The organism is Embleya sp. NPDC020886, assembly GCF_044333915.1.
Taxonomy (GTDB): domain Bacteria; phylum Actinomycetota; class Actinomycetes; order Streptomycetales; family Streptomycetaceae; genus Embleya.
Genome location: NZ_JBIRRX010000011.1, coordinates 1 through 11,598 on the forward strand (window position 1 = coordinate 1; position 11,598 = coordinate 11,598).

The 11,598-nt window shown below is 72.8% G+C and carries 12 protein-coding genes and 1 pseudogene; 6 read left to right on the plus strand and 7 right to left on the minus strand.

The features are described from left to right. Positions 1–636 precede the first annotated feature (636 nt). From ACH4U8_RS31660 to ACH4U8_RS31680, 5 genes are all read left to right on the plus strand, one after another. On the plus strand, positions 637–1,596 hold the full coding sequence (locus tag ACH4U8_RS31660; protein ID WP_379988014.1) for an ABC transporter ATP-binding protein: 960 nt from the start codon (positions 637–639) through the stop codon (positions 1,594–1,596). After that, a complete protein-coding gene (locus tag ACH4U8_RS31665) occupies positions 1,596–2,444 on the plus strand; it encodes an ABC transporter permease subunit (RefSeq protein ID WP_360322077.1) in 849 nt (282 codons plus the stop codon). The genes ACH4U8_RS31660 and ACH4U8_RS31665 overlap by 1 nt, the downstream gene beginning before the upstream one ends. Beyond that, positions 2,441–3,652 (plus strand): histidine kinase, encoded by a 1,212-nt coding sequence (locus ACH4U8_RS31670; RefSeq protein WP_360322074.1) that lies wholly within the window; start codon positions 2,441–2,443, stop codon positions 3,650–3,652. The genes ACH4U8_RS31665 and ACH4U8_RS31670 overlap by 4 nt, the downstream gene beginning before the upstream one ends. Position 3,653: 1 nt before the next feature. Continuing rightward, a complete protein-coding gene (locus tag ACH4U8_RS31675; RefSeq protein ID WP_360322071.1) occupies positions 3,654–4,322 on the plus strand; it encodes a response regulator transcription factor in 669 nt (222 codons plus the stop codon). 265 nt (positions 4,323–4,587) lie between these two features. Next, on the plus strand, positions 4,588–5,280 hold the full coding sequence (locus ACH4U8_RS31680) for an RraA family protein (protein WP_360322068.1): 693 nt from the start codon (positions 4,588–4,590) through the stop codon (positions 5,278–5,280). A 25-nt stretch (positions 5,281–5,305) separates the two neighbouring features. Here the strand turns inward: ACH4U8_RS31680 and ACH4U8_RS31685 are convergent, their stop codons facing one another. From ACH4U8_RS31685 to ACH4U8_RS31700, 4 genes are all read right to left on the minus strand, one after another. Then, positions 5,306–6,433, minus strand: coding sequence for a PP2C family protein-serine/threonine phosphatase (locus ACH4U8_RS31685; protein ID WP_379988011.1), 1,128 nt, complete (start codon positions 6,431–6,433; stop codon positions 5,306–5,308). Positions 6,434–6,573: 140 nt separating this feature from the next. Beyond that, positions 6,574–7,350: a VOC family protein gene (locus ACH4U8_RS31690; protein ID WP_360322062.1), complete on the minus strand. Its 777-nt coding sequence runs from the start codon at positions 7,348–7,350 to the stop codon at positions 6,574–6,576. Between the two features lie 147 nt (positions 7,351–7,497). Continuing rightward, positions 7,498–8,358, minus strand: coding sequence for an arginase family protein (locus ACH4U8_RS31695; RefSeq protein ID WP_395781795.1), 861 nt, complete (start codon positions 8,356–8,358; stop codon positions 7,498–7,500). 157 nt (positions 8,359–8,515) lie between these two features. After that, on the minus strand, positions 8,516–8,716 hold the full coding sequence (locus ACH4U8_RS31700; protein ID WP_360322056.1) for a DUF1918 domain-containing protein: 201 nt from the start codon (positions 8,714–8,716) through the stop codon (positions 8,516–8,518). Between the two features lie 178 nt (positions 8,717–8,894). Here ACH4U8_RS31700 and ACH4U8_RS31705 point away from each other — a divergent pair, with 178 nt between their 5' ends. Then, entirely contained in the window at positions 8,895–9,512 is a 618-nt protein-coding gene (locus tag ACH4U8_RS31705; protein WP_395782114.1) for an ATP-binding protein, read from the plus strand. A gap of 500 nt (positions 9,513–10,012) precedes the next feature. On the opposite strand, the pseudogene ACH4U8_RS31710 reads toward ACH4U8_RS31705, so the two are convergent. The 3 genes and pseudogenes from ACH4U8_RS31710 to ACH4U8_RS31720 form a co-directional block, all read right to left on the minus strand. Then, positions 10,013–10,450 (minus strand): annotated as a pseudogene (locus tag ACH4U8_RS31710) (M48 family metalloprotease); the annotation flags it as partial. 78 nt (positions 10,451–10,528) lie between these two features. Beyond that, on the minus strand, positions 10,529–10,915 hold the full coding sequence (locus tag ACH4U8_RS31715; RefSeq protein ID WP_395781796.1) for a BlaI/MecI/CopY family transcriptional regulator: 387 nt from the start codon (positions 10,913–10,915) through the stop codon (positions 10,529–10,531). A gap of 166 nt (positions 10,916–11,081) precedes the next feature. Then, positions 11,082–11,534: a DUF4267 domain-containing protein gene (locus ACH4U8_RS31720; RefSeq protein ID WP_395781798.1), complete on the minus strand. Its 453-nt coding sequence runs from the start codon at positions 11,532–11,534 to the stop codon at positions 11,082–11,084. Between the last annotated feature and the right edge of the window lie 64 nt (positions 11,535–11,598).

An 11,598-nucleotide genomic window follows, 5' to 3' on the forward strand; every position in this document is an offset into this window, starting at 1 on the left:
CCGGTGACCGTGGGACCGGGTCCATCTCCACCAGCCCACGTCGACCGTTTAGCACAAGGCCACCCGCTGCCGACCAAAACGCGACCGCCGGCCGCGAACGCCCGGCCCACTCGGGAAGGTTCCCCGGCGGACCCGACCGGGCCGCCCTCCCTCCGCGCCGTTGCCAGCGCCTTTCCCGTCGAGCAACGCCCACATCTCGCCGGGAAGTCCAGGGCTCCTGACCGCCGGTGACCCTGGGACCGGGCCCACCTCCGCCAGTCCACGCCGACCGTTTAGCACTGAGCCACCCGCTGCCGACCAAGACGCGACCGCCGGCCGCAAAACACCCCACCCACCCGGAAAGCCCCCGGCGAACCCAACCCGACCGCCCGCCCGCTCCGCCCCACACCCCCACACCCCCACACCCCCACACCCCCACACCCCCACACCCCCACCCCATGCCCTCCCGGCGAGCCCCGTGTCATCCCAGCGAGGTATCCGTTCACCCTCCGGGCGCATGAACGCCGTTGCAAGGTTCGCCCGCGCGGCGATCGTCGGGGCGCCGGCCGCCGGCTAGCGTTGAGGGCAGATCGGGCACCCGCCCGGTGGCCCTCCGCTCGGAGGCGCCGAAGCACCGGAGCCACGGAGACGGCAGCGATGATCAAAGCCGACGCACTCACCAAGCGCTACGGGCCCAAGACCGCCGTCGAGGCACTGACCTTCACGGTCCGTCCCGGCATCGTCACCGGCTTCCTGGGCCCCAACGGCGCGGGCAAGTCCACCACCATGCGGATGATTCTGGGCCTGGACCACCCGACCTCGGGCACGGTCACCGTCAACGGCCGCCGCTACGCCGACCACCGCGCCCCGCTGCACGAGGTCGGCGCGCTGCTGGAGGCCAAGGCGGTGCACACCGGGCGCTCCGCGTACAACCACCTGTTGTCGATGGCCGCCACCACCGGGATCCGCACCCGCCGGGTGCGCGAGGTGATCGAGATGGTCGGCCTGGACGAGGTGGCCCGCAAGCGGGTCGGCGGCTTCTCCCTCGGGATGGGCCAGCGGTTGGGCCTCGCCACCGCGCTGCTGGGCGACCCGGCCACGCTGGTGCTGGACGAGCCGGTCAACGGGCTGGACCCCGAGGGCGTGTTGTGGATCCGCACGCTGCTCAAGTCGCTCGCCGCCGAGGGCCGCACGGTCTTCCTCTCCTCGCATCTGATGAGCGAGATGGCGCTGACCGCGGAGCACCTGATCGTGGTCGGTCGCGGTCGGCTGATCGCCGACACCTCGGTCGCGGACTTCATCCGCAACGCCGTCCCCAACCAGGTCCGGGTCCGCACGCCCGACGCCGATCGGTTGCGCGCGCTGTTGTTCGGACCCGAGGTGCGGGTCACCGGCCGCGAGCGGGACGTCCTGGAGGTCACCGGGGTGTCCAGCGACGACATCGGCCGGCTCGCGTCGGCGCACGGCATCACCCTGTTCGAACTGGTGCCGCAGCAGGCATCGCTGGAGGAGGCGTTCATGGAATCGACCCGCGACGCGGTCGAATATCGAGTACCCGAGGGCGTGTCCGCGCGGGCGGCGGGCCCGGCCCGCCGGCGCGGCGGCGAGGTCGCGTGATGTCGGCCGGCACCGTCACCCCCGGCACCGGCACCGGACCCAGGTTCGTCTCCCGGGCCGCCGGCCGAGGCCGGGTCACCTTCGTCCGGGTGCTCAACGCCGAGTGGATCAAGCTGCGCAGCCTGCGCTCGACCTTCTGGGTGCTGGTCGCTGCGGTCTTCCTGGTGATCGCCCTGGGTGTGCTGGTCTGCATCGGCACGGTCAACCGCTGGCCGAACACGAGCGCCGCCGAGAAGGCCCGACTCTCCGCCCCGAACGCGAGCCTGACCGGGCTCTATCTGGCCCAACTGGCCATCGGCGTCCTCGGCGTCCTGGTGGTCACCGGCGAATACGCCACCGGTTCGATCCGGGCCACCATCGCCGCGGTGCCGCACCGGTTGCCGGTGTTGTGGGCCAAGACCGCGGTGTTCGGGGTGGTCACCTTCGTGCTGATGCTCGGCGCCTGCCTGGTCGCCTTCCTGAGCGGGCAGGCGGTGTTGGCCAAGGAGAACATCGACGTATCCCTCGGTGACCCGGGCGTGCCGCGCGTGGTCGTCGGCGTCGCGGTCTACCTCGCCGTCACCGGCATCCTGGCGATCGGCATCGGCGCGATCGTGCGCAACGCCGCCGGCGGTATCGCGATCGTGTTCGGGCTGCTGCTGGTACTGCCCGAGGTGGTGCGCGCGTTGCCCTCCGACTGGCAGAGCCGGATCACCAAGTACCTGCCCAGCGAGGCCGGTCAGGCACTCACCCGGTGGCATCCGAAGGGGGACGAGCTGTCCCCGGGCGCGGGCATCACGGTGTTCGTGCTGTACGCCGCGGTCACGCTCGCGGTGGCGGCGGTGTTGCTCCGCAGGCGCGACGCGTGAACGCGCTGTCGCGACGGTACGGCGGCGAGCGCGGGCTCGCCGTCGTACCGGCACGTGTGGTGGCCTTCACCCGCAGCCATCCGATCTGGGCGGACAGCACCCTCGCGGTGGCCCTGCTGCTGCTCTTCGAGGCCGGGAACCTGCTGCGGTTGTCCGGCTGGGTGGTGTTCGGGGCGGCCCTGACCCTGCCGCTCGCGCTGCGCCGCCGGGCCCCGATCGTGGTGTTCACGGCGGTGGCGATCGTGGCCCTCGGGCAGTGGGCGATCGACGCGCGCACCGGTGCGGACGCGAGTCTGCTGATCGCGCTGTACACCGTGGCCGCGAGCTGCAACCGGCGCCGGACGTTGTACGCACTCGCCGTGCTCGAGGTGGGCATCGTGCTGGCGGTCGCGCGCTGGACCGTCGACGGGTTCCGGTTCGGCGCGTTCGTCGGGCTCAGCGCGATGGCCGTGACCGCGGCGGTGCTCGGGGCCAACCTGCGGACCCGTCGGCGCTATCTGGCCGCCCTGGAGGAACGCGCCCAACGCCTGGAACGCGAACAGGAACAGCAGGCCGAACTCGCGGTGGCGGCCGAACGCTCGCGGATCGCCCGGGAGATGCACGACATCGTCACGCACAACCTGTCGGTGATGGTGGCTCTCGCGGACGCCGCCTCGATGACCGTGCACAACAAGCCGGAGCGCTCCGCCGCGGCGATGGAACAGGTGTCCGGCACCGGTCGGCAGGCCCTCACCGAGATGCGCCGCTTCCTGGGCGTGTTGCACGAGGACGAACCCGACGCCGCCCGACACCCGCAGCCGGACCTGGCCCGGCTGGGCGCGCTGGCCGAACAGGTGCGCGCGGCCGGCCTGCCGACCACGCTCACCGTGCAGGGCGACACCCGGAACGTGCCGCCCGGTGCCCAGTTGGCGGTCTACCGACTCGCCCAGGAGGCGCTGACCAACACCCTCAAGCACGCCCAGCCCGGGGCGAACGCGCGGATCAGGGTGTGCAGTTCGGCCGATCGATTGGAATTGAGCGTGGTCGACGACGGCCTCCCGCGCCGGATCGGGATCGGCGAGCGGGACGAACCGCGCGGCGGGCGCGGACTGGCCGGCATGCGGGAACGGGCCGCCGTCTACGGTGGAGACGTGGAAGCCGGGCCGTTGCCCGGAGGCGGCTGGCGTGTGTCGGCGCTGTTGCACCTGACCGATCCGGGAGGATCCTGACGTGGCCATCGACGTATTGGTGGTGGACGACCAGCCGTTGTTGCGGTTGGCGTTCACGATGGTCCTGGACGCCCAGGACGACATGAGCCTGGCCGGCGAGGCCGACTGTGGCGAGGAGGCCGTGCGGTTGGCCGAACTGAGGCGCCCGGACGTGGTGTTGATGGACGTACGGATGCCGGGCATGGACGGCATCGAGGCGACCCGGCTGATCACCGAGCGCTGCCCGGAGACCAGGGTGCTGATCCTGACCACGTTCGACCTGGACGAGTACGCGTTCGCCGGGCTGCGCGCGGGCGCCTCCGGCTTCCTGCTCAAGAACGCGCTGCCCGCCGAACTGCTGGGCGCGATCCGCTCGGTGGCGGCGGGAGACGCGGTGGTCGCCCCCCGGATCACCCGCCGCCTGTTGGAAACCTTCGCGCACCGGCTGCCGCAGCACGACGTCACGCCCGGCGCCGAGGACCCGCGACTGGCCCAGTTGACCGAGCGCGAACGCGGCGTGCTGATCGAGGTCGCCCGCGGCCTGTCCAACGCGGAGATCGCCGCCCGCCTGCACCTGTCGGACGCCACGATCAAGACGCACGTGAGCCGGGTGCTGGCCAAACTCGGCGTCCGCGACCGGGTCCAGGCGGTGGTGGTCGCGTACGAGAGCCGCCTGGTGCAGCCGCTCTGAGCCCCGGCGCCGGCCGCCGCTGCGAACCCCGACGACGCCCGGCTCGGGAGCCGCGTGCCGTCGTGGCCGGGGCGCGGCCCCCTTCGTCGCCATGGCCGGCAACACGCACACCACACCGGCGGCGGCCACCGCACCGCGACCCGAACCGGGAGCTTTCGAACTCCGGATCGTCGACGTCCGGAAGCGGGCGCGGATAGCATCGCGGGGCTGTCTCGCCGCATCCGCGCGCGTCCCCGCAGGACGACGCCGAGCCACGGAGCACGCCATGTCGAAGATCTTCGCCGAACTCTCCACGCCGCTCGTGGCGGACGCGTGTGTGCGACACCAGGTGCCGCTGCGGGTCGCCCCGCCGGGCATCGGCGCCGTGCTCCCCGGGCAGCGCATCGCCGGTCGGGTGTTGCCGGTTCGGCACTACGGCAGCGTCGACGTGTTCCTGGAGGCGTTCGGTGCGGCCGAGCCGGGGGACGTGTTGGTGATCGACAACGGCGGTCGTACCGACGAGGCGTGCGTCGGCGACCTGGCGGTCCTGGAGGCCGAGGCGGCGGGGGTGGCGGCCCTGGTGGTGTGGGGGCTGCACCGCGACACGCCGGAACTGGTGGAGATCGGCCTGCCGGTGTTCAGCTACGGCAACTTCCCGCCCGGCCCGACCCGGCTGGACGAGCGCGAGCCCGAGGCGCTGAGCACCGCCCGGTTCGGGCCGCATCTGGTGAGCACCGCCGACCTCGTCTTCGGCGACCGGGACGGCGTGGTGTTCCTCGCCGCCGATCGGGCCGCCGAGGTGCTCGCGACGGCCCTGCGCATCCGCGACACCGAGCGCGAACAGGCCCGCCGGATCCGGGCCGGCGAGACGCTGCGCCGACAGACCACATTCGACGACTATCTGGCCCGCCGCGCGATCGACCCGTCGTACACGTTCCGCCGGCACCTGCGCCGCACCGGCGGCGCGATCGAGGAGTAGCACCGGCCCACCGCCGGCATCGCGGTCAGGACCCGGGCGGATGGTCCGGCGGGTCGGGGGCGCGCGCGAGTGCCAGGACCAGCGCGTCGTCGGCGAGTCGGAGCACGCCGATGTGCCGGACCAGGTCGTCGCCCAACCGTTCCACCGCCAGGACCGGATCGGCGGTCACCCGACCCTCGCCGAACAACGCCCGGATCCGCTCGACCAGCGGATAGTGCCGGCCACTCGTGTCCCGCGCGTCGGCGAACCCGTCGGTCATCAGCAACAGCAGGTCGCCCTCGCGAAACGGCACCACCCACGGGCGGGGCGGCTCCGGATCCAGGTCGCCCAGGCCCAACGGCAGGCCGGGCTCGGGCGGTTCGAGCACATGCACGGCGCCGTCCGCCCGGATCGCCACCGGCTCCTCGTGACCGCGATGGGTGAAGGCCACGTGTTCGGGACGGACCTCGACCAGGAGCGCGGTGACGAATCGCTCCGGCGCGTTCCTGGCCACACTGGTGTCGATCCGGCGTGCCACGGTGCCCAGTTCGGGTTCGTCGTACGCGGCCTCGCGAAACGCGCCGATCGTGATCGCGGCCGTGCGGACCGCCCCCAGGCCCTTGCCGAGCACATCGCCGATGATCACCCGCACCCCGAACGGCGTGTCCAGCGCGATGTAGAGATCGCCGCCGAGCTCGGCCTCCTCGGCCACCGCGAAGTAGCGCACGGCCAGCCGCACCCCGCCGAGATCGTCGCTGGGCGGCAGCAGGATCGCCCGCTGCGCGGCGACGGCCACCTCGGAGACCGCGACCAGGGCCCGTTCGTGGTGGATGCGGGCGGCGGACAGGTATATCGCCAGCGCGGTCGCCATCACGTACATCCAGGTGCTGACCTGGAAGAGGTTGCTGTACTCGGGGCCCAGGTAGCCGTCCTGCGAGGCCAGCCAGTAGCGCAGCGGCAGCGAGACGCAGCCGATCACCAGGATGGCCAGGGGCCGTGCGGTCGCGGCGGCCAGGGTCGGCGCCAGCAGCAGGAACGGGTAGTAGACCGTCGAGGATCCGGTCGCCAGATCCACGGTCGTGACGACGACGAGAATGCTCACGGGCAGCCCGACCTGCCGGACCAGCGACCGGGTCGCCGCCCCGACCCCGCGCGGTGGTGTCAGGTTGCTCATTGTTGCGTCCATGATCGTGGGGAAGCCGGCCCCCGGGTGGCTTCGCGGCACCCGCCGAACAGGTGAAGCCGCCCGAACGGACGCGGTGGGCGTCCCGGAGCCGCGGCTCGATACGCCCACCGCGAGGCGGGGGCACGCCCTCAGGGCTGGGGTGCGCTCCGGATGATGGCGAAGGGCGCGCCGAAGGGGTCGGCCAGCCAGGCGAGGCGACCGACCTCGGGGACGTCGGTGGCGGGCATGAGCACCGAGCCGCGGTTGACCTTGGCCCGCTCCACGACGTCGTCCGCGTCGGCGACCTCGAAGTACGCGATCCAGTGCGGGTCCTGGCCGTGCGAGTCCGGAACGATGCCGCCGAACGAGGTGTCCTGCGGGTCGCCCTCGGCCGTGGACAGCACGGTGTAGGTCATCCCGGGCATCTGGAACTCCTGCGAACGCCAGCCGAACAACCCTCCGTAGAAGGCGAGCGCGGCGGCGGGTTCGACGCCGTGCAGTTCGACCCAGGCCAGGGAGTTGGGCTTGCCGAGCAACTCCGAGCCGTGGAAGGTGCCGGGTTGCCAGACGGCGAAATCGGCGCCGGCCGGATCGGTCAGCGGGGACATCCGGCCCATCTCCATGACGTCGAACGGCGCCACTCGAACCGTTCCGCCGCTCTTCGCGGTGGCCGCGGCGGTGGCGTCGGCGTCGGGGGTCCGGAAGTACACCGTCCACGCGGACGACGCGCCCTCCTCGGTGAGCGGACCGAGCCCGGCGACGGTCTTGCCCTCCTGCCGGAAGAGGCCGTAGCCGCCGGCGTCGGGGCCGGCGGACTCGAAGTCCCAGTCGAAGACGGCGCCGTAGAAGGTCGCCGCGGCGGTGGGGTCGGGGCTGCCCAGGTCCAGCCAGTTCGGCGAACCCGTCACGAAGTCGGTGCTGAGCACGTCGCTCCTTTGCCGGGCCGCCGGCGACCCGAATGACATTTTTTGTAGTGACTTGCCCAGTCTGACGCCGGACACCGGCGCCGGGCCCGCAAGCGCGCGGGCCCGGGCCCGAGGTGTCGCCGTTCCTGCGCCGTACGGGTGATCCGGCTACAGCGGTGCCAGGCCGTCGAAGATCTCGTGCAGGACGCGGTCGTCGCGGGTCGAGTCGGCCGCGGGCGCCGGCGCGTGCTCGGTGATGCCCAGCCCGGCCACGGTGAATTCCTCGGCAAGCGCGCGCAACGCCGCGCCCAACCGGGCCGGCTCCAGGCCGTTGGGCTCCGGGACGGACAACGCGCCGAATCGCTTCGGGTCCAGCACGTCGAGATCGACGTGCAGGTAGACATGCGTGGCCCCGGTGGCGGCCACGGCGGCCACCAGTCGGCTCGGGTCGTCGCATTGCTCGACGGACAACCGGCGAATGCCTTCGGCCTCGATGAAGTGTGCTTCGGCCGGGTCGACGGCGCGCACTCCGGCCAGGACGAGCCGCTGCGCGGACGGCCGTTGATCCGGTGGCGGCAGGAGCGCGGTGGGGCCGTCGCCCAGCAGGGTGCGCAGCACCATGCCGTGGAAGGCGCCCGAGGGGGAATCGTCCGGGGTGTTCAGGTCGGGGTGGGCGTCGAACCACACCACCGCGAGGCGTTCGCCGTGCCGACCCACCGCGTGCGCGATCGGCGCGAGTTCGACACCGCAGTCGCCGCCCACGGTGCACAGGGGGCCGTCGCCCCACTCGGCCAGCACCTCCCGCGCGGCCGAGCGCGCGCGGGCCAGGGCGTCGAGTCGGCGCACGCCGTCCCGGTCCGGGGCCGGATCCGCGTCGATGGCGAGGATCGTACGGCGCCGCGCGGGAAGCAGTGCGCTCAACCGGTGCGCGCCCGCGACCAGTCGGTCGGGGTGGGCGGTGCCGGACCCCTGCCATTGGGGGACGACCAGAAGGTGTTCGAAGCCGGGTGATGCATGAATATGTTTCACTCGACATACATTTGCAGGGGTGGGCGTGGGCTGTCCAGGACTTTGGGGCGACGGGGGTGGGCGGGTGCGCCGACCGGCTCCGCGCCGCCGTGCCGGGCCGGGTGCGGCCCGGCGCGTGGTCGGCGGCGCGGAGGGATGTTCGGGAAGGGTCGAGAGGCTAGTCGGCGTCGGCGGCGTCGTGATGCTCGACCACCGAGTCCGGGCCCGGCGACATGATCGATTCGTGTCCGTCGGCGGCCCGTACTCGATAGGGCGGGGTGCCGTCGGGGCCCAGGACCTCGACGATCTCCACGAAGTGGTCCTGTTGGCCGACGACTCGGCCGTGGATGAGAAGGCGATCGCCCTTGGTGGCGTGCATGCGGCCTGGCTCCTCTGGGTGGATGGCGTGCGGCGAGACCCCGAGTATTCGCATGGTAACAGGATGATTACGTGTGGTGACGGGTGGGTGCGATCGGGCGAAGCCGGTGGCTGGAGTCCGGGCCGGATCTCTCCTACAGTGCGTAGGACTTACTCTGCCCGGTGAGGAGAGACGTGCGATGGCGCAGCTTGCAGGTGGCGGGCCGGCCGACCCGGCGGACCCGGCCGGCCCGGCCCGCGCGGCACGCCCGACATCGCTTCGGGGCGGAGCGGTGTTCGACGCGGTCCCCGCCGAGGTGCCGCGCGCGCGGCGCGTGTTGGTCGCGGCCCTGCGCCGGTGGCACGTGCACGAGGACGACGTGCACACCGCGCAACTGGTCGCCGGCGAACTGCTGAGCAACGCGGTCCGCTACGGCAGCGGGCCGACGATGGACCTGGACGTGCGGCTGGACGCGGAGTCCATACACGTGGCGGTGCGCAATCGGCATGCTCGGCCCAGGCGGCTGTCCCGCGCCAACGGGTCGGCGGTGTCCGGTGCCTCGCTCGGACCGCGGGCGTTGCCGGAGCAGCGCAGGGCGCCGGCGCCGAGTGCGTGGGCGGGGTTCGACGATTCGATGCCGACGGATGCGGCTCCGGAGGAATCGCTCTGGGACCTGTCGGTCTGGGAACGCGAGTGCGGTCGTGGGCTTCGGCTGGTCGAGGCGCTGGCGCTGGAGTGGGGGAGCCGGCCGTTGGCGGGGGAACTGCTGGTGTGGGCCACGATTTCGCGGGGCGATCCGGAGGACGCCGGCTCGTAGGCGTCGCCCGGGGCCCCTGGGCCCTGTCCGCCGGATCTCGGTGGGGCCGCGCCGCCGGACGGTGCCTGGCGGGGGTGGGCGAACCGGGCCGGGTGGGTGCAGGCGTCGGTGATGTGGCAGCGGACCAGGGTGGTGCCGAAGTGTGCGGCGCCGACCAGGGTCGTGCCCACCACCAGGCCCGCCATGGTGAGCGCCCCGGCGCGAACGGCCGCGTTGCGCCGCCGGGTACCGATCGGGCAACCCTCCAGGAGCAGTCGGATGCGGCGGCCGGCGTAGGCCGGTGAGCGGCCGATCAGCCGATGCGGCGCGGCGACGGTACCGACCGGTGCGGCGAGCGCGGCCTTGCACACCGCGCTTGCCAGGACGAGTGGGTCGTGGTCGTGGTCGACCGCCCACACGTCGGCGTCGCGTTCCAGGTGGAAGGACAGTTCGTCGCCGGCCCGGGCGGTCCCGGGCAGCCATCCGGCGAGCAGTCGGCAGACCTCGGCGCCGGCCTGCCACCAGTGGTGCGCGCGGGAGATGTGGCTCTGCTCGTGGGCCAGTCCGGCCGCCAACTCGTCGTCGTCCAGCGCGGCCAACGCGCCCGCGCTGACCACGATCGCCCGATGTCGCCAACCCACCGCGGCGAGCAGCACCTCGCGGTCGCCGACCACGATGCTGCCGCCGGGACCGGGCAGCGGGAGCGGATGCGCGGGGGCGCGGGCGCCGCGCAGGCAGGCCCACAGACGTCGGACGGTGGCGGCCACGGCCAGGAACGTCAGCCCGACCAGCAGCAGTTCGGTGTCCCCGACGCCGGCGATCAACTGATGCGGCAACTCGCGCAGCCAACGTGCGAGGCGTGGGGTGTCCGGCAGGCAGATCACCGCGGTGAGCGCGGCGCCGACCGCGATGACGGCGCGGGCCACCAGGGCGGTTCCCCATACCGTCGCCGCGCCCACCGGGCGGACGATCCAGGGGGAGCAGGTGTGGTGTCACCACCGCCGCGGCCAGGAGCGTGGCCGGGACGGCGAGCGTGTTCATCGCGCGCCGCGCTCCCGTTCGATCCGGCGGGCGAGTTCGCGCAGGTCCGCCAACTCCGACACGTCCAGCCCGCCGACCAGTTGCGCGAGGGCCACCCGGCGGGCCGGCGCGGACGCGGCGGCCAGCGCGGAACTCACCGAGGACGATACGTAGTCGGCCTCGGTCACGGCGGGCCGATACACGAACGCCTGCCCCTCCCGGGCCCGGGCCAACAGACCGCGCTCGGCCAACCGATTGCACACGGTCTGCACCGTCGTGTAGGCCCCGCGCGAGGGCTCGGCCAGTTCGGATCGGATGCGCTCGACGGTGCCGGCTTCGATCCGCCACAACACGGCCATGATCTCGGCCTGCAACTCGCCCTGTACCCGTGGCGATTCGTCCATCGCGTGCTCCTTCCTCCGGTGTCCGGGCGCGCCCGCTCCGGCCGGTCGCGGGTCTCGACGGTACCCGCTCGCGGGCGCCCGTCGGAGGCTGCCCGACACACGCCGGCCGCCCGTCCCGTCGCCGCAAGGGCGGTCGGGGCGGGCGGCCGGGTCGAGGCCGAGCGGGTCAACGCGTCGCGGGGGCCGGGATCCGGGTCGTGGCCGGGGAGGCGGTCGTGGGCATCGCCGCCCGGGCCGCCGGGCGTTCGCGCAGCAGCAGGCCGGCGGTCAGCGCGACCAGGACCGCGGTGAGGCCGTGGATGCCGAGGGCCTTGCCGGTCGAGCCCTCGTTGCTCAGCACGATCACCATGTCGCCGGCGGGTATGAAGGACATGGCCAGCATCGCCCACCCCAGCGCTCGCCGGTGACCGGTCAGCAGGAGCGCGAAGAGCACCAGCCCGGTGCCCAGGTCACGCACGCCCTTGATGGCGAGGAAGGCGGTGCCCTCGTGCTCGGGCCAACTCGGCAGACCGAACCCGGACGCGCTCGACTGCGGGGCGATCAGGAAGGAGAGGCCGATGTAGAGGATGAACAGGCCGCCGAGTGCGGCCAGGGTGGTGGTGAGGTTCCTGACGTTCATGGTGGTCTCCCCGTGAGGCGGTGGTTCGGATCGGGCGGTCTTCGTCGTCCTGGAAGAACTCTCG

What these genes read in the sequence shown, in the direction of transcription:
- ACH4U8_RS31680 (WP_360322068.1), top strand. Translation starts at nt 4,588, where the DNA reads ATGTCGAAGATCTTCGCCGAACTCTCCACGCCGCTCGTGGCGGACGCG.
- ACH4U8_RS31660 (WP_379988014.1), top strand. Translation starts at nt 637, where the DNA reads ATGATCAAAGCCGACGCACTCACCAAGCGCTACGGGCCCAAGACCGCC.
- ACH4U8_RS31665 (WP_360322077.1), top strand. Translation starts at nt 1,596, where the DNA reads ATGTCGGCCGGCACCGTCACCCCCGGCACCGGCACCGGACCCAGGTTC.
- ACH4U8_RS31705 (WP_395782114.1), top strand. Translation starts at nt 8,895, where the DNA reads ATGGCGCAGCTTGCAGGTGGCGGGCCGGCCGACCCGGCGGACCCGGCC.
- ACH4U8_RS31720 (WP_395781798.1), bottom strand. Translation starts at nt 11,534, where the DNA reads ATGAACGTCAGGAACCTCACCACCACCCTGGCCGCACTCGGCGGCCTG.
- ACH4U8_RS31715 (WP_395781796.1), bottom strand. Translation starts at nt 10,915, where the DNA reads ATGGACGAATCGCCACGGGTACAGGGCGAGTTGCAGGCCGAGATCATG.
- ACH4U8_RS31700 (WP_360322056.1), bottom strand. Translation starts at nt 8,716, where the DNA reads ATGCACGCCACCAAGGGCGATCGCCTTCTCATCCACGGCCGAGTCGTC.
- ACH4U8_RS31685 (WP_379988011.1), bottom strand. Translation starts at nt 6,433, where the DNA reads ATGAGCAACCTGACACCACCGCGCGGGGTCGGGGCGGCGACCCGGTCG.